The sequence below is a fragment of the Mangrovimonas sp. TPBH4 genome (assembly GCF_001280505.1).
GTDB lineage: Bacteria > Bacteroidota > Bacteroidia > Flavobacteriales > Flavobacteriaceae > Mangrovimonas_A.
This window is the reverse complement of sequence record NZ_LBIO01000037.1, coordinates 111,774-135,823: the sequence shown is the minus strand read 5'-3', so window position 1 is coordinate 135,823 and position 24,050 is coordinate 111,774. Positions and strand designations below refer to the sequence as shown.

At 38.6% G+C, this 24,050-nt stretch carries 22 protein-coding genes; 5 read left to right on the top strand and 17 right to left on the bottom strand.

Translation table 11 applies throughout. The features are described 5' to 3' along the window. Nucleotides 1-117 precede the first annotated feature (117 nt). The gene (locus ZA05_RS01995) at nt 118-897 is read right to left on the bottom strand and encodes a zinc ribbon domain-containing protein (protein ID WP_053975993.1); all 780 of its coding nucleotides are present in this window, start codon (nt 895-897) and stop codon (nt 118-120) included. Nucleotides 898-899: 2 nt separating this feature from the next. Further along, complete coding sequence (locus tag ZA05_RS01990; RefSeq protein WP_053990179.1) at nt 900-1,994, bottom strand: Nif3-like dinuclear metal center hexameric protein; 1,095 nt, start codon at nt 1,992-1,994, stop codon at nt 900-902. A gap of 137 nt (nt 1,995-2,131) precedes the next feature. Here ZA05_RS01990 and lpxK point away from each other — a divergent pair, with 137 nt between their 5' ends. After that, nucleotides 2,132-3,142: a tetraacyldisaccharide 4'-kinase gene (gene lpxK, locus ZA05_RS01985; RefSeq protein WP_053990178.1), complete on the top strand. Its 1,011-nt coding sequence runs from the start codon at nt 2,132-2,134 to the stop codon at nt 3,140-3,142. Between the two features lie 2 nt (nt 3,143-3,144). Here the strand turns inward: lpxK and ZA05_RS01980 are convergent, their stop codons facing one another. The 7 genes from ZA05_RS01980 to ZA05_RS01950 are packed head-to-tail and all read right to left on the bottom strand — an operon-like array spanning nt 3,145 to nt 10,427. Beyond that, on the bottom strand, nt 3,145-5,370 hold the full coding sequence (locus tag ZA05_RS01980) for an ATP-binding protein (RefSeq protein ID WP_053990177.1): 2,226 nt from the start codon (nt 5,368-5,370) through the stop codon (nt 3,145-3,147). 49 nt (nt 5,371-5,419) lie between these two features. Further along, nucleotides 5,420-6,418, bottom strand: coding sequence for a type I glyceraldehyde-3-phosphate dehydrogenase (gene gap / locus ZA05_RS01975; RefSeq protein ID WP_053990176.1), 999 nt, complete (start codon nt 6,416-6,418; stop codon nt 5,420-5,422). A 2-nt stretch (nt 6,419-6,420) separates the two neighbouring features. Further along, nucleotides 6,421-7,299, bottom strand: a complete 879-nt coding sequence (lipA, locus tag ZA05_RS01970) for a lipoyl synthase (RefSeq protein WP_053990175.1) — start codon at nt 7,297-7,299, stop codon at nt 6,421-6,423. A 52-nt stretch (nt 7,300-7,351) separates the two neighbouring features. Next, nucleotides 7,352-8,566, bottom strand: a complete 1,215-nt coding sequence (locus ZA05_RS01965; RefSeq protein WP_053990174.1) for an Nramp family divalent metal transporter — start codon at nt 8,564-8,566, stop codon at nt 7,352-7,354. After that, entirely contained in the window at nt 8,566-9,114 is a 549-nt protein-coding gene (locus ZA05_RS01960; RefSeq protein WP_082333645.1) for an RNA polymerase sigma factor, read from the bottom strand. Before ZA05_RS01960 ends, ZA05_RS01965 begins: the two co-directional genes overlap by 1 nt. Continuing rightward, nucleotides 9,105-10,217, bottom strand: coding sequence for a glycosyltransferase (locus ZA05_RS01955; RefSeq protein WP_053990172.1), 1,113 nt, complete (start codon nt 10,215-10,217; stop codon nt 9,105-9,107). The genes ZA05_RS01960 and ZA05_RS01955 overlap by 10 nt, the downstream gene beginning before the upstream one ends. A 6-nt stretch (nt 10,218-10,223) precedes the next feature. Beyond that, nucleotides 10,224-10,427: a membrane or secreted protein gene (locus ZA05_RS01950; RefSeq protein ID WP_053975984.1), complete on the bottom strand. Its 204-nt coding sequence runs from the start codon at nt 10,425-10,427 to the stop codon at nt 10,224-10,226. Between the two features lie 165 nt (nt 10,428-10,592). Between ZA05_RS01950 and aqpZ the strand changes: the two genes are divergently transcribed. After that, nucleotides 10,593-11,294, top strand: a complete 702-nt coding sequence (aqpZ, locus tag ZA05_RS01945) for an aquaporin Z (RefSeq protein WP_053990171.1) — start codon at nt 10,593-10,595, stop codon at nt 11,292-11,294. 52 nt (nt 11,295-11,346) lie between these two features. Here aqpZ and ZA05_RS01940 read toward each other — a convergent pair whose 3' ends face one another. The 4 genes from ZA05_RS01940 to ZA05_RS01925 all read right to left on the bottom strand — a co-directional run bounded on the left by ZA05_RS01940 (nt 11,347) and on the right by ZA05_RS01925 (nt 15,145). Then, nucleotides 11,347-12,168, bottom strand: coding sequence for an anti-sigma factor domain-containing protein (locus ZA05_RS01940; RefSeq protein ID WP_053990253.1), 822 nt, complete (start codon nt 12,166-12,168; stop codon nt 11,347-11,349). Nucleotides 12,169-12,179: 11 nt separating this feature from the next. Continuing rightward, the gene (locus ZA05_RS01935) at nt 12,180-12,710 is read right to left on the bottom strand and encodes an RNA polymerase sigma factor (protein WP_053990170.1); all 531 of its coding nucleotides are present in this window, start codon (nt 12,708-12,710) and stop codon (nt 12,180-12,182) included. Between the two features lie 230 nt (nt 12,711-12,940). Next, nucleotides 12,941-13,954, bottom strand: a complete 1,014-nt coding sequence (gene murB / locus ZA05_RS01930; RefSeq protein ID WP_053990169.1) for a UDP-N-acetylmuramate dehydrogenase — start codon at nt 13,952-13,954, stop codon at nt 12,941-12,943. Next, nucleotides 13,955-15,145 (bottom strand): pyridoxal phosphate-dependent aminotransferase, encoded by a 1,191-nt coding sequence (locus ZA05_RS01925; protein WP_053990168.1) that lies wholly within the window; start codon nt 15,143-15,145, stop codon nt 13,955-13,957. Between the two features lie 195 nt (nt 15,146-15,340). Here ZA05_RS01925 and ZA05_RS01920 point away from each other — a divergent pair, with 195 nt between their 5' ends. Continuing rightward, on the top strand, nt 15,341-16,597 hold the full coding sequence (locus tag ZA05_RS01920) for an aspartyl protease family protein (protein ID WP_231632400.1): 1,257 nt from the start codon (nt 15,341-15,343) through the stop codon (nt 16,595-16,597). 47 nt (nt 16,598-16,644) lie between these two features. Here ZA05_RS01920 and ZA05_RS01915 read toward each other — a convergent pair whose 3' ends face one another. Next, nucleotides 16,645-17,070 carry a DUF1573 domain-containing protein gene (locus ZA05_RS01915; RefSeq protein WP_053990166.1) on the bottom strand — a complete coding sequence of 142 codons (426 nt, stop codon included), beginning with the start codon at nt 17,068-17,070 and terminating at the stop codon, nt 16,645-16,647. 276 nt (nt 17,071-17,346) lie between these two features. Between ZA05_RS01915 and ZA05_RS01910 the strand changes: the two genes are divergently transcribed. Next, nucleotides 17,347-19,983, top strand: a complete 2,637-nt coding sequence (locus ZA05_RS01910) for a valine--tRNA ligase (RefSeq protein WP_053990165.1) — start codon at nt 17,347-17,349, stop codon at nt 19,981-19,983. A gap of 144 nt (nt 19,984-20,127) precedes the next feature. Next, nucleotides 20,128-20,751, top strand: a complete 624-nt coding sequence (locus tag ZA05_RS01905) for a hypothetical protein (protein WP_157514490.1) — start codon at nt 20,128-20,130, stop codon at nt 20,749-20,751. Between the two features lie 210 nt (nt 20,752-20,961). On the opposite strand, the gene ZA05_RS01900 is transcribed toward ZA05_RS01905, so the two are convergent. The 3 genes from ZA05_RS01900 to ZA05_RS01890 are packed head-to-tail and all read right to left on the bottom strand — an operon-like array spanning nt 20,962 to nt 23,975. Next, nucleotides 20,962-22,212, bottom strand: a complete 1,251-nt coding sequence (locus ZA05_RS01900; RefSeq protein WP_082333651.1) for an OprO/OprP family phosphate-selective porin — start codon at nt 22,210-22,212, stop codon at nt 20,962-20,964. 44 nt (nt 22,213-22,256) lie between these two features. Beyond that, on the bottom strand, nt 22,257-23,144 hold the full coding sequence (locus ZA05_RS01895) for a hypothetical protein (protein WP_053990163.1): 888 nt from the start codon (nt 23,142-23,144) through the stop codon (nt 22,257-22,259). 12 nt (nt 23,145-23,156) lie between these two features. Further along, the gene (locus tag ZA05_RS01890) at nt 23,157-23,975 is read right to left on the bottom strand and encodes a hypothetical protein (RefSeq protein WP_197276036.1); all 819 of its coding nucleotides are present in this window, start codon (nt 23,973-23,975) and stop codon (nt 23,157-23,159) included. Nucleotides 23,976-24,050 lie beyond the last annotated feature (75 nt).

The window sequence follows — 24,050 nt, the reverse complement described above, 5'->3', positions numbered from 1 at the left end:
TTTTCTTTTAATAGTCGTGCGATTTTGGAAAACCTTATTTGAAACTATAAGAAAGTGGTCACAAAAAAAATCCCTAACCGATAGGCTAGGGATTTTTATATGAAGTTTTATGATGGTCTAAAGTTTAGAGAACAATTTTTCCATTTTCTCTCTTTGTTCATCGGCTAACTGCGCATCTACCAAAATACGTCCACTGTGCTCGTCTGTAATTACTTTTTTACGAGAAGCAATTTCAACCTGAATTTGCGGTGGAATTGTAAAGAAAGAACCTCCTGAAGCGCCTCTTTCAATTGGCACAACGGCCAATCCGTTCTTTACATTGCTACGGATTCTTTGGTAAGCTTTTACCAATCTAGAGTCAATCTGCTCTTGGTATTCTTCAGATTTTTGAAGTAAAGCTTGTTCTTCTTTTTCAGTCTCGGCTAAAATAGCGTCCAACTCACTGCGCTTGTGCTTAAGGTGGGTTTGACGGTCTTTAAGACGGTCTTTGGTTTCAGCAATGATTTCTTTTTTCTGCTCAATTTGCGCCTTGAACTCTTTAATGTGTTTTTCGGCCAATTGAATTTCCAATTCCTGAAACTCTATTTCTTTAGTCAATGAGTTGTATTCTCTGTTATTTCTAACATTTTTTTGTTGCTCACTGTATTTTTTAATCAAAGCTTTGGCTTCTTCAATTAAATTTTTCTTCCCTTTGATTTCCTCATCAATCATTTCAAGATTTGAACCTAATTTTTCAAGTCTTGTATTTAATCCTTCTACTTCATCTTCAAGGTCTCTTACCTCCAAAGGAAGCTCGCCTCTTAAGTTTCTGATCTCGTCTACTCTGGAATCGATTAATTGTAAATCGTATAACGCTCTTAATCGTTCTTCAACAGAAGCTTCAGCTTTTTTTGCCATAATTATAAATACTTTACTGGATTGGTATTTGTCATCGATAAAACGACTGCAAAATTAGTAATTTTTTTTGATAGATAGTCCGCTAAAAATGTTTTTGTGTGCTGTTCGCTCTCGTAATGACCTATATCTGCCAAAATAATTTGGTTTTCGGCCAAAAAGAAGTCATGATATTTTAAATCTGAAGTAATTAGGATGTCAGCTTTGGCTGCTTTGGCTGCACCAATGGCAAAACTTCCGGAGCCCCCTAACACCGCTACTTTTTTGATAGGTTTTTGTGGGAGTTCGGTATGTCTAATTGCCGATACATTCATTTTTTCTTTGACATAGTTTAAAAAAGGAATGGGATCCATTTCTTTTTCCAATCGCCCAATCATACCTATGCCAATGGTTTGGTTGATATTGTCCAGAGTTTGCACTTCATAGGCTACTTCCTCATACGGATGAGCCGAAAAAAGTGCCTTTAGAGTACTTGATTCGTGATGTTTTTGAAAGGTTACCGAAATTTGGGTTTCTGGTTCGTAATGCAATACTTCCTTTTCTCCTTTGGTAGGGCTGGAGGAGGCATTGCCTTTAAAAGTTCCAGTGCCTTCTGTATTAAAACTGCATTGATCGTAATTACCTATGCTGCCAGCTCCCGCTGCAAATAAAGCTTCCCGTAACTGAACGGCAGATTGTGTTGGAACATAAGTGGTCAGTTTTTTTATGGTGCTTTTTTGCGGAATCAATATTTCTTTGGAATGTAATTCTAATTGATTACAGATAATATCGTTCACTCCCTGCAGAGCATTGTCTAGTGCTGTATGGATGGCATAAATGGCAATATTGTGCTGAATGGCTTTTATGACCACGCGCTCTACATAGCTGTTGCCATTTAACTTTTTCAAGCCTTTAAAAATGATGGGGTGGAAACTTACAATGAGATTGCAGTTGTTTTCAATAGCTTCATCGACCACCGCTTCCAAGGTGTCTAAAGTTACCAAAATACCTTTTAGGGGAGTGTTTTTGTCTCCAACCAAAAGGCCTACATTGTCAAAATCTTCTGCATAGGCCGTTGGGGCCAAATCTTCCAAATGCGCAATGACATCTTTTATCAACATAAAAGTAGAGTTTTTTCAAAGATAAAAATAAAGTGAAACGCTCCACAGTTTTGTAAGGCATAGAAATTGGAAAGAGGCATGATTTAAATATTGATTATATTGCCAAACCAATTCAATGCTGTTTTAAATAGTCATTTATGCACTTACTCCGAAAGCTCTTGTTACCTTTTGTTCCTGTTTACTATGTGGTCACTTGGTTGCGTAATAAATTGTATGATGTTGGTGTTTTTGAATCCACGGAATATAATTTTCCAGTTATAGCAGTTGGTAATTTAAGTGTGGGAGGTACTGGTAAAACCCCCATGATAGAATATTTGGTAAGGTTGTTAGGGAAAGAAAAATCTCTTGCAACTTTGAGTAGGGGGTATAGAAGACAAACCAAGGGCTTTCTTTTGGCCAATGACGACACGAAAGTGGAAGATATCGGTGATGAACCTTTCCAGTTTCATTCTAAGTTTGAAGATCTATTGGTTTGTGTAGACGAGGACAGACGTCATGGGATTGCTAAATTACGCCAGTTAAAAAATGCTCCTGAAGTTATTTTGTTGGACGATGCCTTTCAACATCGAAAAGTAAAGGCTGGGTTCTATGTATTGTTGACTTCGTATTCCAAATTATACGCGAATGATATTTTGTTGCCTACAGGCGATTTAAGAGAGCCAAGATCTGGTGCCAAACGAGCCGATGTGATTGTAGTAACCAAATGTCCAAAGAATTTGGATGAGGTTGAAAAAGCAACAATCATCAAGCAATTAAAACCTAATGAAGGACAGGAGGTGTTTTTTAGTTCCATAGATTATGCTAAAGAACTTAAAGGCAAAAAGGAAGAAATGTCTCTTGATTTGTTAACAGGCAAAACGTTTAGCTTGGTTACGGGTATAGCCAATCCGAAGCCTTTATTGGAATATTTGGAATCCTTTCAGTTAGAATTTAAACACTTAAATTTTAAGGATCATCACGATTTTTCCGATAGTGAGATTGACATGTTGAAAAACGAAGGATTAATCATCACTACGGAAAAGGATTATATGCGTCTATCTCCACATTTTAAAAATCAAGATAACTTGTTCTATTTACCCATAGAAGTACAGTTGGATAAACCAGAATTGTTTAATTCAAAAGTGAACACCTTCGTTAGCCAATTTTAAAATTAAATGGTAGAAGCCTGATTCTGGTTACTTAGGGCGTTGAATAACTTCTTCTCAAAATCTTCCTGCTTAAACGGTTTTGAGATGATATCGTTGAAACCGGCTTCATCAAACTCATGCATTTTGTCTTCCAAGGTTACAGCTGTAAGGGCAAATATGGTAAGTTCTTTGTCAAAAGTTCTTATGATTTTGGTGGCTTCCAATCCGCTAATTCCTGGCATGTGGATATCCATTAAAACAACACTGTAGTTCACTTCTTTTACTCTATCAACGGCATCTTCACCATTGTCCACGACATCGCAATGAAGGTTCATTTTGTTCAAAATCTTCTTCGTGATCATTTGGTTAATTTTGTTGTCCTCGACAACTAAAATTTTAACGTTGCTTAAATCCAATTGATTGATGTTATTTGAATAGTTTGGCTTCGCGATGGTCTCAAGCTTTTCAGCATAAGCCATTGGCACTTCAAAAATGAAGGTAGATCCTTTACCGAGCTCACTCTTCAGGTAGATTTTTCCTTTTAGGATTTCTATAAGGCCTTTCACAATGGAAAGTCCAAGCCCGGTTCCTCCGTATTTACGGTTTATTTGAATGGAGCCTTGAGAGAAACTTTCAAACATGTGCTCCTGTTTTTCTTTGGTGATTCCTATACCGTTGTCCTCCACTTCAAATCTTACACCATAAACACCGTCTTTTTCATTGATTTTGGTAACACGAACCCAAATATCTCCATCTTTGGTAAACTTTATGGCATTACCAATAAGGTTGATCAAGATTTGTGAAATCTTAAGTTGATCGGCCTCAAAGGTGCGAGGAAGGTCTTTGTCGTACTCAAAGTGCATGGTAATGTTATTGTCTACAGCCGAATTGTTAAGGGCAGAAATAACATTGCCAACTTTCTTCTTCAAATCAAAAATTTCAGGGTCTAAATCTACTTTATTGGCTTCAATTTTATTGATCTGCAGAATGTCGTTGATGAAGGTTAAAAGATAATCTCCAGAAAATTTCAAGGATTTCAAGTGAGGTATCTGTTCTGGTTTTGGGTGTTCTTCCAAAAGCATATTGGTTAAACCTGTCACGGCATACAAAGGTGTCCTTAGCTCATGGGTTACGGTTGAAAGGAAATTGGCTTTTGTTTTGGAAGCCAATTCAGCCTTTTCCTTAGCCAATACCAACTCATCATTTTTCTTGTGAAGCATGTTGTTGGTCTTAAGCCTAATATTGTTGTTTTTGTATAGCGAAAGAGTTAATAATGAAAGAATGGTAATAAGGGCAATACTCAAAATAGTGGTGATTTTGGTAAGGTTGCTATCGGCATTCTTTTGCTCCATTTGAGCTTTTAACTGTTGGTTTTCCGCATCTTTATATTCACTTATAAATTGTGTGCGTTTTTCAGGGCTTAAGTTCTCACGCTTGATATCCAATATAGAGTCTGATAACTTGATATGCTTGACAAGAAATTCGTTGGCAAGCTTATAGTTGTTTTCAGATTGGTAAATGTCACTCAATGTAAGGTAACTTTCATTCAAACTTTCAATAAGCTTGTTTTGTTGAGCAATTTTTAATCCATCATTGGTTGCCGAAAGCGCTAAATCGCTATTGCCAAGTTTTTGCAGCACTTTCCCACTGTTGATAAGTGCGCTACTTAAAATATTACTTTGATTGTATTTTTTGGCAAGAACAATGGCTTTTTCCAATTGGGCTTTGGCCTGTTTGTAGTCTTCCATTTTTATGTACACCTTAGCCTCGTTAAGGCATACCTCTGGAATGTATTCTTCTAGATCCTCCTCTTCAAATTTGGTTTTTGCTGAATGGAAATAATCCAAAGCTGTTTGGTATTCTTTATTACTGTAGGAGATAACCCCCCAAACATTGTATGTAATGGCCAAATTGGCGTAATCTTCAATCTCTCTTTGTATCTCGGCAGCTCTTAAAAGAGAGACCATGGCTTCTTGAGGTTCTTGGATGGTATATTGCAGTTTGGCAATCTTTGTGTGGATGATACCTTCGCTTTGTTTATTGCCGATGGTTTTTGCAATTTCCAAGGCTTTTGTAAGATTTTCCTTTGCGCTGTAATAATCACCACGGCTATTATTTAATGAAGCATGGGTGATAAGATTTTCAATGCGCATTTGCAATAAATCACGATCATCAGCATTGTTTTGCGCTCCCAGCTGAAGCCAACAACTGAAGCCTAAAATAAGGATGAAGTACTTAATTTGGGACATATTCAGACCACTTTTATTGTAACAAATATAAATATTTATTCGATAAAAGTTATGATTTGTCCGATAAATTGCAAATTAAATCCAAAATTCTTGAAGAATATCCAGTTTCGTTATCATACCAGCCAACAATTTTTACCATGTTTTCTATCACGGAAGTCATCTGGGAATCGAAGATGCAACTATGGGGATTTCCTACAATATCGATGGATACGATGGGGTCTTCGGTGTATTCTAAAATGCCCTTGAGGTGTGTTTCGGAAGCTATTTTAAACGCTTCATTAATCTGTTCAATTGATACGGTATTTTTTACATTAAAAGTGATGTCCGTCAATGAACCATTGGCAACAGGTACTCTTATCCCACAACCTCCAATAACATTGGAAAGGTCGGGGAAAATTTTGGTCAATGCTTTGGCAGCACCTGTGGTCGTTGGGACAATAGATTGTCCGGCAGCGCGTGCTCGTCTTAAGTCTTTGTGGGGTTGGTCGTGTAGGCTTTGATCGGTGGTGTAGGAGTGAACGGTGGTAATATAGGCCTGTTTAACTCCGCAAAGTTCCTTGATAACTGCCATCATTGGGGCTGCATTGTTGGTAGTACAGGAGGCGTTGGAAATAATTTTCTCAGTGCCATCCAATAAATGATCGTTCACACCCATCACAATGGTCTTGATGCTATCATCTAATGGGGGAACCGATAGAATCACTCGATCTGCACCATTTTTTAAATGCCATTCTAAATCTTCGATGGTTTTAAACTTTCCACTAGATTCAATAGTGAAATCTACATCATATGGACTCCAATCAATTGCTTTGGGGTGCTTGTGATTGAGTAAAGGAATTAATTGACCGTCGACAATGATATGCTTGTCATCCCAAGACACTTCGTTTGGTAATACGCCATGAATACTGTCATATTTTAGCAAATGGCTTAAGGTATGGGCGTCTGCTAAATCATTTATGGCAACTACACTTAGGTTGGGGTGATTTTGTATGAGTCTGAACACGCGTCGGCCAATTCGACCAAACCCATTAATGGCAACCCTAATCATGACTAGTGGATGTGTTTTTGCGCATGGTAGGAAGATCTTACCAAGGCACTACTTTCAACATGTCTGAAACCTAATTCCAAACCTATAGTTTCATATTCCTTAAACTGCTCAGGAGTAATAAATTCTTGGACCGGAAGATGTTTTTTACTTGGCTGTAAATATTGACCAATGGTTACAACATCTACATCATTTGCTTTTAGGTCATGTAGGGTTTCAATAACTTCCTCCCTAGTTTCTCCAAGACCTAACATTATTCCAGATTTCGTGCGACGTTGTCCTTGTGCTTTTAAATATTTCAAAACACCCAAACTACGGTCGTATTTCGCTTGGATGCGTACTTCTCTGGTCAATCGTCTTACGGTTTCAATATTGTGCGATACCACTTCTGGAGCAACGTCAATAATGCGGTCAATGTGTTGTTCGATACCTTGAAAGTCTGGAATCAAAGTTTCCAAGGTGGTTTCTGGGTTCATACGGCGAACTGCCTTTACGGTTTCTGCCCACATGATACTTCCCATATCCTTAATATCGTCACGATCTACGCTGGTCAATACAGCGTGTTTGATGTTCATTAACTTGATGGAGCGTGCCACTTTTTCAGGTTCGTCCCAATCCAAGGTTTCTGGGCGACCTGTTTTTACACCGCAAAATCCACAGGAACGGGTACAGATATTTCCTAAAATCATAAAGGTGGCGGTACCTTCTCCCCAACATTCTCCCATGTTTGGACAGCTTCCAGAAGTACAAATGGTATTCAATTTGTATTTGTCCACCAAGCCTCTAAGCTCTGTATACTTTTTACCGGTAGGCAATTTCACTCGTAACCATTTCGGTTTTGGCTGTCTTTCTGTTACCGTATTTGAAGCAGTTTCTGTGTTCATGTAATCTGTAATTTGCAACCGCAAAGATACAAAGTATAATTGTAATACCTTGCTATATCGTACTAAGATACCACGCGCTAAAACCTATAAGAAAAACAATCCCCAATAGGCTCCAAATATGAATAAAGGTGGAAGGTCGCCATTCTTTTGGTGTATGTTTACTACAGATAAGAACATAATTGGCAATCGCGAAAAATGGCGCCGTTAAAAAGGAAAGTATAGTCGCAATTTGGATAAGCAGACCCATTTCTGAAGCCCAAAAGAAAAAGATAAAAATGGTTCCAAAAAGTAGAAGGAGCATCCAACTAAAATATCCCTTCATCTGCGTTTTCGGAAATAGAAGCTTTATGCTATGTGCCATGGAACGAGGTGAGGCATCCATAGTAGTAAGTGTGGTACTGAACATGGTTGTTAAAGCTGCAATTCCTATGATGGGATAGGTCCATGCTCCCATATGTTTGGAATACATAGTGATTAATTGATTTGAAAATTCACCCGCTTTTGAGCTGAATGAAACTCCGCTTTGGTGCATGACGAAAGCTCCTAAGGCTAAAAATCCCAATCCTATGAGAATGGTTCCCAAAAAACCAATGTTGAAATCAAATAAAGAGGATTTTACGGTTAGTCCCTTAACCTGTTTGTTCTTCTCAATGGTCCATAAGGAATGCCATATGGAAATATCCAATGGAGCAGGCATCCATCCCATAAAGGCTATTAGGAAGCCTATTTCCAAATGGTTTTTTGGGAGTATTTGAAAAAAGGAAATAGATTTTGAATTGTCGGTAAATGCTAGTCCAACAGCAATAAGAGTACTAATAGTTAGGGTGACGACAATTACTTTCATTATCCTGTCTAGAAAGTTGTATCTTCCTTTTAAAAGAATAATAACGCATATTGAAAGAATAATCACAGTCCACATTTCTAAGGAAATAAGGTCTCCAAAGAGGTTGTGGGCCAATCCAGCGGTAACAATTGTTACTGCTGTTTGAATGGTGAACATGGAAGCCAATGTTACCATTGTGTATGTGAAAAGTACACCTTTGCCCAGTTTTTTGTAGCCATCCAAAAGGCTTTCCCTAGTAGCCATGGCATAGCGAGGTCCAAATTGAAAAAAAGGATATTTAAAAAGGTTCACCAACAATAAGGCCCAAACAAGTCCAAAGCCGTAATCGGCGCCAGCTCTGGTAGACTGTACTAAATGTGATACGCCTATTGCTGCACCAGCAAAAAGTAACCCCGGACCTAGCTTTTTAACATCGAAGGGCATTATTTTTTAGTGATGATTTCTGCCAATAGTTTTTTTGCCCGCAAGAGTTTCACCTTAACATTGTTAATGGGCTCTTGAAGTTGTTCTGAAATTTCCTTGTAGCTCAGTTCTTGAAAATATCTAAGGTTGATAATTTCTTGGTAATGAGGCTTTAGCTTTTTTATGTCTCTTAAAAGTTTGGCTAAATTCTGTTCGGTGATAAGCTTATCTTCGGGGGAAGGGGACTCGTCAACTATATTGTAAAACTCATTTTCATCATCATGGGCTGTGGTGCTTGTGATGGATGATTTTCGTTTGCGCAACAAATCAATATGAATGTTTTTTGAAATGGCGATAAGCCAAGTCTTAAACACGTAATTGTCATCATAAGTGTCTATTTTGTCGAAGGCTTTTGAAAATGTTTGAATGCTAATATCTTCAGCATCGTTTTCATTTTCGGTACGTTTCAATTGAAAGCCATATACATCGTTCCAAAAAGTGTCCAACAAAAAATTGAATGCCATTTGGTCATTTTTTTTGGCTTTTTCAATGGCTTCTTTTACTTCCAATGATGAGGTTTTGCGATTAGATTTTTTATAAATATAAAGAATTGTGCCACAATTAAAAACAACTCCAAGAAAGGAAATAGCACTATAAGGTCTGTTTCATTCAACTTTTTTGCAGACAGGCCTAGAATGGTGCTGGTTATCACAAAACGTAAGCCTACCAAACAAGTAACAACAATCCACTCATGTTGAAAAGACAGTAATAGAATGGCTAATAACCAAAAAAGAAATTGAGAAACATAAAATAGACCCAAGGCAATTTTGTGTTCGGTTTTGTAGCGTTGGGCAGTACTTACATGGCGGCGTTTTTGTAAAATCCAACTGCTAAAAGTGGTTTTTGGTTTTGAAAGTGTAAAACTATCAGGGGAGGTACATACAGCGGTATTGTCAGATGTTGCAATTTCATTTACAAATAGGTCGTCATCTCCAGAATTAAGGTCGATATGGCTCATAAAACCTCTGGCTTCGTAAAAGGTGTCGCTTTTATAAGCCAAGTTCCTTCCAACGGCCATATAGGGAATCCCAATTTTTGCGTAAGAAAGATATTGTGTTGCGGTTAAAAGGGTTTCGTACCTTATGAGTTTATTAAGCAGTGACCCTTTAATTTTTTGGTAGCCCCCATAGCCAATCACAATGGTTTTACTATCTGAAAATTGACTGCACATTTCTGTAATCCATTGGTTGGATACCGGCTTACAGTCGGCGTCTGTAAATAATAGATGTTTATTTTTTGCGGCTTTTATACCTAGGGTAAGCGCATATTTTTTGTTGCCCCAAAAGGCTTCAACGTTTTTAACGTCTACAATTTTAATGAAGTCATAGGTGGTTTTGAATGTTTCCATGACTTCCAATGTGTCGTCATTGGAACTATCGTTGATAAGAACCACTTCAAAATTGGGGTAGTCCTGTTGCAGTATGGAAGGAAGGAATTCTCTAAGGTTCTGCGCTTCATTTTTAGCACAGATGATCACCGATACCGGAAAACTCTTCGGGGAGCCTTTTGGTGCTTTTGAAAAAGAAAACTTTTGAAAAATCCCTAAATAATAAAACGCTTGAACAATGATAACTACAATAAAGCTGTAGAATAGGATATCAAATATCAGCATTAAAAATTAGGAGTGTTGAGGTTCGTTGCAGTTATCAAATTGGTCTGGGGTCTTTCCACAAAAACCACAAGCTTCACCACTTTTGTTAAGCATTGGGTTTTGGCTAGCACATGTCCCGGCAAATTTGCCATCCTTTTTAGCCCATATTTTTATGGCAATTCCTGCGATTCCCAATCCTAAAAGGATTAGTGTAATGAGTAACAATTTCATGCGTAAAAAGTTTCTGCAAAGGTAAAGATTTTGATGTAAACTGACTAATTCTACAGGCAGATGTTAACAACTGTTGGTAGTTTGTTTGGGGATTTTGTGTCAAGAGGTTACATGGAAAGAAAAATAATGTTAAATTTAAAACACTAACTATTAACACTATAACTTATGAAAAAAATACTTGCTGAGTTTTTTGGAACCTTTTGGTTGGTTTTTGGAGGGTGCGGCAGTGCCATTTTTGCAGCCGCTTTTCCTGATTTGGGTATTGGGTTTGCAGGAGTGGCTTTGGCCTTTGGACTCACCGTGCTTACCATGGCCTTTGCTGTTGGTCATATTTCCGGGGGGCATTTTAATCCGGCGGTAACTTTTGGGTTGTGGGCTGGAGGAAAATTTCCTGCTCAAGATTTGGTTGGTTATCTTGCTGCTCAAATTATTGGGGGCATTGCTGCTGCGGGAGTGTTGTATATCATTGTTTCTGGACAGCCCAATTTTACAGACGTGGGGAGTTTTGCAGCCAATGGCTATGGAGAGTTGTCTCCAGGAGGCTATTCCAAGCTATCTGGGTTTGTGGCCGAATTTATACTTACCCTATTTTTCTTATTGATCATTTTGGGAAGTACCAATGAGAGAGCTCCTAAAGGATTTGCACCTATAGCGATTGGGTTAGCCTTAACATTGATTCATTTAATCAGTATTCCCATCACCAATACCTCAGTAAATCCAGCCCGATCTACGAGTCAGGCCTTGTTTGCAACTGGGGCTTATATATCTCAATTATGGATGTTTTGGGTAGCGCCTATTTTGGGAGCCGTAGTGGCAGGTTTTATTCATAAAGCACTTTTTGAAAAGCCTGATGTGGAATTGGAATAAAAAATAAAAACCTCGGAACATCCGAGGTTTTTATTTCTGTACAATTAATTATTTAATTGTTTTTCAAAGAGATTTCAGCGACTTCGTTTTCTGCGGAAGCAGTATTGCCATGGCCTTCCTTGGGTTCTATGGTAATGCTAAGTCCTAAGGCATCCTCCATATAAGGAATTGGTTTTAATTTGCGGTCTGAAGCGTCCAAAATACCTAGGTTAACCATTTTTCCCTGTAATTCGGCCCAAATTTGATAGGTCTGGTCTTCCGGTAGTTGTGGAAGGGAGACTACGTCAATCATGGAGGTTTTGTCTACGGCATTAATGTAGGCTACAGTTTTTAAGTCTTTAGCTCTATCATTGCCACGTAACACGTACTTTTCAGTTTCTGGGTTGTTCAGTTTCATGAATTGCCTCATGAGGTTGTCCAGTTTTTCATTGTTATCGTGGATGTCATTTCTCAAATCAAATATTTCATCCACAACCACTTGGTTTTCCTGTTTTAAAAGGATGTTCTGCTGGTACAGTAAAAATGCGGCACTAGCAAAGATAAAGGCTACGATGCTTGCAGCAATACTATAGCGATACCAAGTTTTTTTGCGTCTTACATGGGTGTGTGTCAAACTGATAACAGGTGTCTCCTTTTTGATTTCCTCTTTTTCGATGGTTTTGTGAATGGAATCCAAAATGAACTGGGGAGCTTCAACAGCATTGGATTTAGCAAGGATTTCTAAATTGTCCTGCAATCTAATGTACTCGTCATGGGCTTCTGGGTATTTGGAAATAAAATGTTCTACTTCTAAAATCTCCGAAGCATCAGCTGTTCCTAGGATGTACTTATCCAATAGGTCAGACTTCAAGAAAGATTGTAATGTTGTTTCCATTGCTTTTTGCATTAATGAACATAAAGTTTTTTCAATTCTCTAAGTCCAATTTTTAATCTAGACTTTATGGTACCTAAGGGAATGTCCAGTTCTTCACTGGCTTCCTGCTGCGTCATGCCTTCAAAAAATAAGGCTTTCAATACAATCTGGTACTTCTCGTCCAATCTTCCAACGTGCTCTTTCAAATCAAGGACATCTTGGTTTAAACTTGCTGTTGGTAATATATATACGTTGGATTGATCGATTTGGACTTCCTTTTCAAACCGATTGTTGAAACTTCGCAATTTGTCGATGGCTGTGTTTCTGGCAATTCGGTATAACCAAGTAAACAGTTTTGCTTTTTTGGGGTCGTATTTTTTAGCGTTTTTCCAAACTTTCACAAAGGTTTCCTGGAGGGCATCCTGTGCAAGTTCTTCATCGTTTGTGACCTTTAATATGACACCATAAAGACTATCGCTATAATATTTATAGAGTAAATTTATGGCGGTTTTGTCTTCTTTTTCTAAAAGTTCGACAATATGCTGCTCAATAGATGTGCTCAAAAGGTTTGTGTATTAAGGTTTTAAGAGTACTTCAGTGACATCTAAAAGTCTTCTTTAAAACGTATATAAATAAAGGTAGTAAAAATAGCAAAATATTACTATTACAAACATTGCTGAAAAACCTTTTAAAAGATACTATAGTTAAAATGTTTTCTTTCCTAAACAGATAAAGGTTAATAGCGCAATTACATTTACTATAGAAGGGAAGCCCCGAAAGATCGGGGCTTCTTTTATATAATGTTGACTTCCATCTCTATAGCGATTCCGAAAAGTCTTTGAACAGTGTCCTGAATAAGTTGTGCAAGTTCCAAAATATCTTGGCCCTTCGCACCACCATAATTTACCAAAACCAAAGCCTGTTGCTTATGGACTCCATAGGTTCCAAAGGTTTTTCCCTTAAATCCAGCGGTTTCAATAAGCCATCCCGCAGGCACTTTAACCTTCTCTTTAGAGACAACATAGCTTGGTATGTTTGGGAAGTTTTCCTGTAATTGTTTAAAATGCTCTTTTGAAATCACAGGGTTTTTAAAGAAACTACCGCTATTGCCAATTTCTTTGGGGTTGGGCAGTTTGCTTTCCCTTATGGCTATTACGGCATTGGAAATGTCCCTAATACTTGGCGTTGTAATATTGTCTTGTTCCAATTGCCCTTTAATGGCTCCATATTCAGTGCGAAGATTGTGCTTTTCTTTGGTTAATTTTAAAGTGACACTACAAATGATAAAGCGTCCTTTAGCTTCCTGCTTGAAATAGGATTCGCGATATCCAAACCGACATTCTTCCTTTGAAAAACTTACAAGCTCCTGGGTGTTGATGTCAATAGCTTCGCATCTTTCAAACACGTCCTTTAGTTCTACACCATAAGCACCAATATTTTGAATAGGTGCCGTTCCTATATTTCCCGGTATCAAGGACAGGTTTTCTACACCTCCAAAACCACGGTCTAAACACCATAGTACAAACTCATGCCAGTTTTCCCCAGCATAGGCCTTTACTAAAACATGGTTGTCCTTGTCTTCAACAATTTCTATTCCCTTTAAATTGACATGAATTACCAAATCCTTTATGTCTTTGGTAAGAAGCATATTGCTGCCGCCCCCCAAAATAAATGGTTTGGAATCTTGGTTGTTTACCAAAACACTTTTGAGAGCTTCCAATGAAGCCACGGACACAAAGTGGTGAGCAGAAACATCAATGCCAAAAGTGTTGTAGGGCTTTAGGGATATATTTTGTTCTATAAGCATTTAGCTATTGTAAACTTTTAGGGCTTCTTTCAATATGTTTACAGCCTTGACAAGACTGTTTTCATTAAGTACGTAAGCTATGCGTATTTGGTTAAGACCAACACCTGGGGTAGAATAGAACCCTGCGGCAGGGGCCACCATTACGGTTTCGCCATCAACATCAAATTTTTCCAAAAGCCATTGTGCAAAATTATCGGCGTTTTCTATAGGTAGTTCTGCAATACAGTAGAATGCTCCATTGGGTTTGGCTACCTTTACACCTTCTATTTTTTCCAATTCTCTGATAAGTGTATTACGACGATGTACATATTCTTCATTCACATCATCAAAATAGCTCTGTGGCGTGTTAAGGGCCGCTTCACTGGCAATTTGCGCCAAAGTTGGAGGACTTAAACGTGCTTGGGCAAACTTTAAAGCGGTTTGAATAACGGTTTTGTTCCTTGAAACCAAATATCCAATCCTGGCACCACACATGCTGTAGCGCTTGGAAACCGAGTCGATCATTATGGCATGGTCCTTTATGCTATCTTCCTGCATAATGGAATAGAACGCATTACCGTCATAAACAAACTCGCGGTAAACTTCATCGGCAATTAAAAAGAGGTCATGCTTAATGACTATTTGTGCCAATTGTTGGATTTCTTCCTTTGAGTATAAGTACCCAGTAGGGTTTCCAGGGTTACATATTAAGATGGCCTTGGTTTTTGGAGTGATCAATTTTTCAAACTCCTCAATGGCTGGTAAAGCAAAGTTGTCCTCTATTTTAGAAATAACAGGCACAATATTAATATCAGAAGCCTTTGAAAAGCCATTATAGTTGGCGTAAAAAGGTTCTGGAATAATGATCTCATCGTCTGGGTCCATTATACTTCCGAAAGCAAACATAAGGGCCTCACTACCTCCGGTGGTTACAATGATATCGTCGTGTTTTACGTGAATATTGTTTTTTTCGTAGTAGTCTGCAATTTTTTTGCGGTACCCTTCAGAACCTTCAGAGCGTGTATAGGCCAAAATATCCAATGAATGCACCTTTACGGCATCCAACGCAACTTCAGGAGTTTTGATATCGGGTTGGCCAATGTTTAGGTGATAGACAGTTTTTCCGTCTTTATAGGCTTGCTCTGCGTAAGGAACAAGTTTTCGTATAGGGGATTCAGGCATTTCATGCCCTTTTTTTGAAATAGATGGCATTGTTTTCTTGATTTTAGAGGGCAAAGGTCTGAAAATTATCTTAAAGTTTTTTTAAAAACAAACCATAAAAAATGATAATATCTCAAAAGGTTGTAAATTGTATATAGTCAATTAGTTAATATGCGAATTAGGTGGGTTTTTATATGGTGTTTCTTAACGCTGGGTATAAACCTAAATGCCCAGGGTAATTTTAACATGCCTTCCCGAGATAATGTCAAGGTTAAATTTCAATTAATAAATAACTTAATTATCATTCCTGTGGAGGTTAATGGGGTGGAATTGTCATTTTTGTTGGACTCTGGAGTTAGCAAGCCCATTCTCTTCAATATTTTCAATCTTTCGGATTCTTTGCATATCAATAACGGTGAGCGCATTTATCTTAGAGGCCTTGGGGGAGATGGTGAAATTGAGGCGCTAAAATCCAACCACAATAAGCTTAAAATAGGAGATGCGGTTAACGTGAATCAGGATATTTATGTGGTCTTTGACAATTCCATCAATTTCACTCCGCGATTGGGAGTAAGTATCCACGGTATTATAGGCTATGATGTTTTTAAGGACTTCATTGTGGAAATTAACTATAGCTCTAAATATTTAAAACTTCATAAGCCCGAAACCTATGTCTATAAAAAATGTAAGAACTGTGAGACTTTAGACTTGGTTTTGTTTAAGAACAAGCCATATATAGATGCAATGGTGTGTGTGGATTCCGTTGAAATACCGGTGAAATTATTGGTGGATACGGGAAGTAGTGATGCCTTGTGGCTTTTTGAGGATACCTCTCAACAAATATTGCCCCAGGATGATAATTTCTTTGAGGACTTTTTAGGAAAGGGACTTAGTGGAAATATTCATGGCAAACGCTCCAAGGTAAGACGATTCACCCTCAGCGGGTTTGACCTAAAGAGAGTTAATGTGGCATTTCCCGATTCGGTGGCAATTTCCGAGGCTAGGAATTTTAAAGAGCGTAACGGGAGTATTTCAGGGGAATTGCTCAAACGCTTCAACATAGTTTTGGATTACCACAATTTTAAAATGACCATTAAAAAAAACGGGAACTTCAAGAAGCCGTTTCATTATAACAAAAGCGGCATTGTGCTGGAACAAAATGGGGTGCGGGTTATTAAGGAGGAAGAACCAGTTTTTGACTATGCTACTGAGGATAGCGAAAAGAATGCTTCCAACAGGGTCATGTTCAATACAATTTATAAGTTTGCTTTAAAACCAGCTTATACCATTGTTGAATTGCGGGAGGATTCTCCGGCCTTTAAAGCGGGCTTGTTGGTGGGCGATGTTATTTTGTCCATTAACAATAAAGGAACCCATACCATGACTTTGCAAGAGTTGAGTCAGCGGTTTTATGACGAGGAGGAAACCAACATTAAATTGGTGGTGGACCGCGGAGGAAAGTCCATGGTTTTTAAATTTAAGTTAGAAAGCCTATTAAACTAAAAAAACTCCCTGATAAGGGAGTTTTTTAGTTTGTTAAAGTAACGTTTTTATTGTTCCATAACGCTTTTGTCCTTTTTCTCTAGAACACTGTTTTTGCTAGAGTCTACAACTAAACCTTTAATTTTTAAGGCTACCGTTGGAGTGTCCGCATTAGAAGTTACTGTAATGGTTTTTCTAATTGGATTTACTCTATTGGTGTCGTATTTTACAGAGATTTCCCCTGTTTCCCCTGGCATAATTGGTCCGTCTGGTTTTTTAGGAACAGTACAACCACAAGTGGACTTCACGTTAGAAATGATCAAAGGTGCATTTCCTGTATTGGTAAATTCAAATACGCGTACACCGTCCGAACCTTTTTCAATAGTTCCGTAGTCTATAGTTGTGGTCTTAAATTCAATCTTAGCTACTTTTTCTTGTGCCATGGCACCAAGGCTTACAAGGCCTACGAATAAAATCAGTACTAAATTTTTCATCACTTAAAATTTAAATTGATAGTCAAAACTACTTACTTTTTGGCATTCAGCAAAATTAATTAGACGTATTACACTATTGTTAACGCTCACCAAGCTTAAAACAAGGGGATTATTTGGTCTAATAATTTCACGAAAAAAGAAATATAAGTACTTTTGTCAGTTCATACACAAAAACAGTACCAAAGGCTATGTTTTTAAGAGGGATTTTCAATGAAAAAAATACTTAGTGAAGGCCTTTGGAAGTCAAAATAACAGAGAAAATAAGATACTTAGGATATGGCAATTCCAACACAATATGTAGCCACAGAGGTAGAGCAAAAGTGGTACGATTACTGGATGAAACACAACTATTTTCATTCAGAGCCCGATGAAAGAGAACCTTACACCATTGTAATTCCGCCGCCAAACGTAACAGGGGTTTTGCACATGGGGCATATGCTGAACAACACGATTCAAGATGTTTTAATCCGTCGTGCGCGTTTACAAGGTAAAAATGCGTGTTGGGTACCGGGTACCGACCATGCGTCTATTGCTACCGAGGCAAAAGTTGTGGCCAAGTTGAAAGAGCAGGGGATAGATAAAAACGATTTGTCTCGCGAGGAGTTTTTAAAGCATGCCTGGGATTGGACGCATGAATATGGTGGTGTGATCTTGGAGCAGCTTAAAAAGTTAGGATGTTCCTGCGATTGGGACAGAACCAAGTTTACGATGGATGACGACATGTCTGAAGCCGTAATAAAGGTGTTTGTTGATTTGTACAATAAAAGCATGATCTACCGTGGTTATCGTATGGTAAACTGGGATCCGGAAGCAAAAACAACCTTGTCTGATGAAGAGGTAATCTACGAAGAAAAACAAGGGAATCTGTATTACTTAAACTATAAAATTGAAGGTAGCGAGGATACTTTAACCATTGCAACCACGCGTCCCGAAACTATTTTTGGAGATACTGCCATCTGTATCAATCCAGCAGATGAGCGTTTTACACACCTTAAAGGTAAAAAGGCCATTGTTCCTATTTGTGGTCGTGTGATTCCAATTATTGAAGATGACTATGTAGATGTTGAATTTGGTACCGGATGTTTAAAAGTAACGCCTGCACACGATGAAAACGATAAGGTGTTAGGTGATAAGCATAATTTAGAAGTAGTTGATATCTTCAATGAAGATGCAACACTTAATAGTTATGGATTGCATTTCGAAGGTCAAGATCGTTTTGTAGTGCGTAAGGCCATTACCAAAGAATTGGAAGAAACCGGAGCCTTGGTAAAAACAGAAGTTCACGTAAATAAAGTAGGAACTTCAGAACGTACTAAAGCCGTTATCGAGCCTCGTTTAAGCGATCAGTGGTTTTTGAAAATGGAAGAATTGGTGAAACCAGCTATCGAAGCGGTTTTGGGTGAAGATAACGATATTCAATTATTCCCAAAGAAATTCGAAAATACCTATCGCCACTGGATGGAAAACATCCGCGATTGGAATATTTCGCGCCAGTTGTTGTGGGGACAACAAATTCCTGCCTATTACTACGGTGACGGAAAAGAGGATTTTGTAGTTGCCGAAACCGCTGAAGACGCGCTAAAATTAGCTGTTGAAAAAACAGGAAAAGCTAATTTAAAAGCTGAAGATCTACGTCAGGAAACGGATGCTTTAGATACTTGGTTCTCTTCTTGGTTGTGGCCAATGAGTGTATTCGACGGTATTCGCAATCCTGAAAACGAGGACATAAAATACTATTACCCAACAAATGATTTGGTTACTGGGCCGGATATTTTATTCTTCTGGGTAGCGAGAATGATTATTGCCGGCTACGAATATAAAGGTGAACGACCATTCAACAACGTGTACTTAACTGGACTTGTTCGCGATAAGCAACGTCGTAAAATGAGTAAATCTTTAGGGAACTCTCCAGATGCCTTAAAACTGATTGAAGAGTACAGTGCCGACGGTGTTCGTGTGGGATTATTGTTGAGTAGTGCTGCTGGTAACGATTTATTGTTCGACGAAGCTTTGTGTCAGCAAGGAAAAGGATTCGGGAACAAAATCTGGAATGCCTACCGTTTAATTGATGGATGGGACATTGATGAAAGCATTCCTCAGCCGGAATCAAGCAAAATTGCTTTAGACTGGTATGCCTCTAAGTTCCAAAAAGCCTTAACTGAAATTGAAGATCACTTTAGCAAGTATCGTTTAAGCGATGCCTTGATGGCGATTTACAAATTAATCATGGATGATTTCTCTGGTTGGTTATTGGAAATCGTGAAGCCTGCATATCAAAAGCCAGTAGATGCTGCAACTTATAAGGCATTAATCGCTGCATTTGAAGATAACTTGAAGATTTTGCATCCATTCATGCCATTTTTAACGGAAGATATCTGGCATTATATTGCAGAGCGTACTCCAGAAGAGGCTTTAATTGTAGCAAAATGGCCAGAAGCTAAACCGGTAAACGAGACATTGATTGCTGAGTTTGATTTTGCTTCGGAAGTGGTTTCGGGAATTAGAAACATCAGAAAAGAAAAGAACATCGCCTTTAAAGATGCCATTGGTTTTTCTGTAATCAACAACGGAAACACCAGCACAACCTTCGATGCTATCATTCAAAAGTTAGGGAATTTGGAGGCAATTGAATATGTGAAGGAAGCTGTAGAAGGTGCCTTGACGTTTCGAGTGAAATCCAACGAATACTTTGTGCCAATGGCAGGAAGTATAGATGTAGATGCTGAAATTAAAAAGTTGACCGACGAGCTAAGCTATACTGAAGGGTTCTTGAGATCGGTTCAGAAAAAACTATCCAACGAGCGTTTTGTAAGCAATGCGCCTGAACAGGTAGTGGCTTCAGAAAAGAAGAAGGAAGCCGATGCTTTGGCAAAGATTGAAACTTTAAAAGCCAGTCTAGCGAGTTTACAATAGGAACATGTAGAATTCCTATAAATCATATATAGTGCTTTAACCCTGTCCCTTTTATTCGGACAGGGTTTTTTTATGGGGAAAAGTCATAAGCTGCTGAAAAAGTGTTTGTTAGTAAATTAAATTCTGTAACTTTAAATGTTAATAATGAGCAGTTTAACTTTTAAAATCGAGGCACTTATGGACACAGCATTACGATTTGGAATTATAAGAAGCATATGGATGTTCAGTATGTTACTTTTGGCAATTCCTACTTTGGCCCAAGAAACTGAGGAAACTATGGAAGTTGAGGTTGAAATGGAGCTAGAGGAAGAGGAGGAATTTCGCCGTAACAAATTGGCATTTTATGCAGGCTATTCTTGGATTCCTGAAGGACGGGATATTGATACCGGAGAAAAGGAAGTCATCATAGCGCCAACCTTTGGGTTTTCCTATGAGTATTGGATTTCTGAGCGATGGGCTATTGGTACTTATAATGATGTGGAAATTGTGAATTTACATGTTGAAAATAGTGAAGGAGACTTCCTAGAGCGTGAAAATGCTACCGTATTATCTTTGGCTGGTACTTGGGAAGCCTTGCCTAGATTGACGGTGTCTTTGGGAGGTGGTTTAGAAACCGATGCCCATGAAACCTTGGGGATTGTCCGTTTAGGTTCGGAGTTTATACTTTTGGAAAAACATAATTGGGAACTCTCGGTAGGTTTCAATTATATATACAAAGATGTGTATGATATTTTTGGTCTGGGGTTTGTATACGGTTTGAAATTCTGACAGCGTTGTTGTTCAATATATTCGTCTAAAAAATAGGTTGAATTATGAGCTTTAGTATATCTCGCTTTAGCTTCTGAAAATGCTGCGAGACCACAAATTCACGAATGTAATACTATTAAAAGATATAAATATTTGTGTATTCGTGGCGAAATTAAGCCAATGAAACGGCTTTGAGTCTAAGGTCAAACTTTTAAGTACATAGCGGTTTTATTAGAAAGAAACCTCCCATTGAACTCTAAATCGCCATTTTTTATCAATTTGTTGGTCAAATCGTTCGTAGTCAAAATGACTGACTTCTGCCGTTAACTTGTTTTTATGACCTCTGAAGAACCAATTGAGGGCCCAAGAGAACTCATCCTGATGATCTTGATCCAATACCGAATCTGGGTGATATGTAGAATACCGTGTCGCTATCTCTAGTGGTTTTGGCCACCATGAAATACTCCCTTGGGGAAAATATCCTGCCTGAACATAGAACCCACTCAAAAGTCTATTGGGTTCATCGTTGTACATATCTTTAATTTTTTTGTGGTGCCATTCACTTTGCCATGTAAAACCCTTGTAGACAAAGGCAGTCTCTATATTGTATTGTTCCACTCTATATTGGCCGTTTTCAGCATCTTCAAAACCGGGGAGCTCTCCTCCTCCAGAAGAGGAAAATCGGGTGTAGGGGCTTCTATTGGTAACACCGGCAATGGCTATGATGGCCGCAGGTTTGGTATGGAAGTCCAAATCACTACTTTTAAAGCCCATATCTTCACCCAGCGGATTCCATTGCAATCTTCCAAAGTACATGAAATGTGCATCATCATTGGTACTGTGTCCTCTTCCTGTACCGGTAAGCACTGCTACCCAATAACTGAAATCCAAAAGTGATTTTCCATCCAAGCGCCCATAGAGTTCAACTCCTTGTTGACGATCTACCGTAAAGGGGCGGTTAATGATGGAGCGGTCTACCAATTGTTGTTCACCACTACTAATGCGTCGTTCACGAGAATATTCTAATTTCCATTGCCCAAACTTCAAACTAAGCCATTTCCACTTTTCAACCATGACCCTAAAGTCTAAAAGGTTGGAGTTTACCATGTCGTATTCCCAATAATATTTTAACCAAGTTCTGTAGGCATTACCACCCACTTTTAATCTAGCACGATTAATTTTAAATAGGTGTGTACCTTCTTCATCATAATCATCAAAGGTGATGGGGTCTTGGTCGTCTGGTGTCGCAAATCTGAACTGTAATCTGCTTTGTATTTGTAGCTTGTAGAGGTCGTCGCTGGATTTCAATTCAAATCCTTTACTGCTGTACCCGATGTTCCATTTGGGGAGGGAATCTTCGGCTTTTTCTTCTTGTGCATAGGTGTTGGAGTGATTGAAGAGAAGACATAGAATTATGAAGAGGTGGATATAACCATATTGTTCCACTTGTTGGCTTAATTTTATGATTAGGTAGCTCTTCATTATTCTTTTAGCTTTCATTTTTATATTAGAAATTAGCTGACTTGCTAAAACGCATAATTGACCGTAAAGGTTGGTCCGTTATAGCCCCATTTAAAATAGCCATCCAAATGTTTTCGGGTGGTCTCCACCTTGATGTCCAAACTTGTAAAACCAGCTTTCAGGCTCAATCCCTTGTATAGTTGGTAGGCCAATGTAGCATTGGAACTGAAAATGCGGCCCTTGATATTATCAATGGTCAGTCCTAGATAATTAATATTGGTATATAATGAAAAGCGTTGGGACAACAGGATGTCAAACCAAACCCCAATATCGGGGACGGGTGCAATAAAATCAAAACTGTCATTGAGTTCAGCTTCTACATTTCCAGAATCTGCTTTAATACCCACATCGGTAAACAATACATGGGCACCAATCAAGGCGCCAATCTCATATTTGGGTTTTGCAAAGATGGTATAGCTGTAATAGAGCCTGTAGATATTCATGTTGAAATAGGCTTCCAAATTGGCATCTACGGGGTATACGTTGTCACCAAATTCTATTTCTTCTTCTAGGGTATAGGTCGATTTTCTGTTTAAATAGAAAAAATCCAAGGCCAGGCGTGAGCGTCTGGAAATACGCCATTCGGCATTTGCAAAAAAGGAAAAGGTGGTTTTCTCAAAACCGAGGTCGTCTTCCAAATTAATAGTAGTTCCAAAGTCATCGAAATTGGTGCTGCCAACCCTAACTTCGGTATCGTTCCATGGAAAAAACAGGCCAGCCGAAATCTTGAATCGTTTCAGTCTCCAATCTGGATATGCAACACTTTGGTCTGTGTATAACGCTTGTTCAGGCGCATCGACGGTACTGTCCAGACCCATCAAATCTGGTTCCTCTTGCGCATATAAAGACCCAAACATTAAGAAAATGACAAGATATGTAAGGGTCTGTTTCATTAGGATTTTGAATTATTTGGGAAACAGTAAAATGACATTTAGTCTAAAACCAAAACTAGGATTCAATGGATTATTACCGTAGTAAACTTTTGGTCCTCCACCTAGTTGCACTGTTTGCTTGGATATTTGTATCACTTTGGCATAATAGACGCCTATAAACCCACCAAAGATTTTGTTGTGCCAGCTCTGGGTGTTTTCGGAGGCTATGGTATAGGAAGCTCCGTTGGGCGTAGCATAGGTGAAAAATGGCTGAAAAAAAGAGGCGCTAACGTCATCTCCCTTTCCTGCGTAGGACCACATATGGTTGACTAGGGCACCATAGGTAAGCTGTCCGTTTAATTTTAACACTACGGCACTGGGGCCAACAGCCCAAGTATTGAGTCCGAAAGCATCTTCCATGGCAGTATTCAACAGAAAAATAGGGCCAGCTCCCCAAATAAGACCTCCTTTGGTTGGGGCCTTGGGAGAAAAGAAAAAGCTTTGCGCAATGTCGCCAACCCCGTGGGCTGAGCTCCCGTCATAAAACACATCTGTTTGTGTAATAAAGGGCACGATGGTTCTACTAATCAGGTTCCAATCTTCATTTAAAGTGAATGGCAGTACGGGTTGAATGTTCAAATTGTAACGAAAGCCCTCATTGGGGCCCACATTGAATTCGAAATTATTTTGAAAAGGCACGCTAATAAGATTAGCAACGGGATTGGCCAATTGTTTGGCCAAATCTTCAGCTGAAGGGCCGCCTGTAGAAACGGGTGCTTCGGCTTCCTGTGCATTGACACTTATTGACAATAACAATAGTATGAGATATCCTATTTTATAAAACTGCTTCATAAAGTTTAGTGTTTTTGGCCTTGAAGGCAACCTCCGTGTATTTTGGAGGTTGCCTCATGGCCATTTGTTTTAGCA

Excerpts from the sequence above, each read along its gene's own strand:
- ZA05_RS01890 (WP_197276036.1), bottom strand. The coding sequence starts at position 23,975 with ATGAAGCAGTTTTATAAAATAGGATATCTCATACTATTGTTATTGTCA.
- ZA05_RS01955 (WP_053990172.1), bottom strand. The coding sequence starts at position 10,217 with ATGCTGATATTTGATATCCTATTCTACAGCTTTATTGTAGTTATCATT.
- ZA05_RS01990 (WP_053990179.1), bottom strand. The coding sequence starts at position 1,994 with ATGTTGATAAAAGATGTCATTGCGCATTTGGAAGATTTGGCCCCAACG.
- ZA05_RS01910 (WP_053990165.1), top strand. The coding sequence starts at position 17,347 with ATGGCAATTCCAACACAATATGTAGCCACAGAGGTAGAGCAAAAGTGG.
- murB (WP_053990169.1), bottom strand. The coding sequence starts at position 13,954 with ATGCTTATAGAACAAAATATATCCCTAAAGCCCTACAACACTTTTGGC.
- ZA05_RS01950 (WP_053975984.1), bottom strand. The coding sequence starts at position 10,427 with ATGAAATTGTTACTCATTACACTAATCCTTTTAGGATTGGGAATCGCA.
- ZA05_RS01965 (WP_053990174.1), bottom strand. The coding sequence starts at position 8,566 with ATGCCCTTCGATGTTAAAAAGCTAGGTCCGGGGTTACTTTTTGCTGGT.
- ZA05_RS01995 (WP_053975993.1), bottom strand. The coding sequence starts at position 897 with ATGGCAAAAAAAGCTGAAGCTTCTGTTGAAGAACGATTAAGAGCGTTA.
- aqpZ (WP_053990171.1), top strand. The coding sequence starts at position 10,593 with ATGAAAAAAATACTTGCTGAGTTTTTTGGAACCTTTTGGTTGGTTTTT.
- ZA05_RS01900 (WP_082333651.1), bottom strand. The coding sequence starts at position 22,212 with ATGAAGAGCTACCTAATCATAAAATTAAGCCAACAAGTGGAACAATAT.
- gap (WP_053990176.1), bottom strand. The coding sequence starts at position 6,418 with ATGATTAGGGTTGCCATTAATGGGTTTGGTCGAATTGGCCGACGCGTG.
- ZA05_RS01915 (WP_053990166.1), bottom strand. The coding sequence starts at position 17,070 with ATGAAAAATTTAGTACTGATTTTATTCGTAGGCCTTGTAAGCCTTGGT.
- ZA05_RS01940 (WP_053990253.1), bottom strand. The coding sequence starts at position 12,168 with ATGGAAACAACATTACAATCTTTCTTGAAGTCTGACCTATTGGATAAG.
- lipA (WP_053990175.1), bottom strand. The coding sequence starts at position 7,299 with ATGAACACAGAAACTGCTTCAAATACGGTAACAGAAAGACAGCCAAAA.
- ZA05_RS01905 (WP_157514490.1), top strand. The coding sequence starts at position 20,128 with ATGAGCAGTTTAACTTTTAAAATCGAGGCACTTATGGACACAGCATTA.
- ZA05_RS01920 (WP_231632400.1), top strand. The coding sequence starts at position 15,341 with ATGCCTTCCCGAGATAATGTCAAGGTTAAATTTCAATTAATAAATAAC.
- ZA05_RS01895 (WP_053990163.1), bottom strand. The coding sequence starts at position 23,144 with ATGAAACAGACCCTTACATATCTTGTCATTTTCTTAATGTTTGGGTCT.
- ZA05_RS01980 (WP_053990177.1), bottom strand. The coding sequence starts at position 5,370 with ATGTCCCAAATTAAGTACTTCATCCTTATTTTAGGCTTCAGTTGTTGG.
- ZA05_RS01925 (WP_053990168.1), bottom strand. The coding sequence starts at position 15,145 with ATGCCATCTATTTCAAAAAAAGGGCATGAAATGCCTGAATCCCCTATA.
- lpxK (WP_053990178.1), top strand. The coding sequence starts at position 2,132 with ATGCACTTACTCCGAAAGCTCTTGTTACCTTTTGTTCCTGTTTACTAT.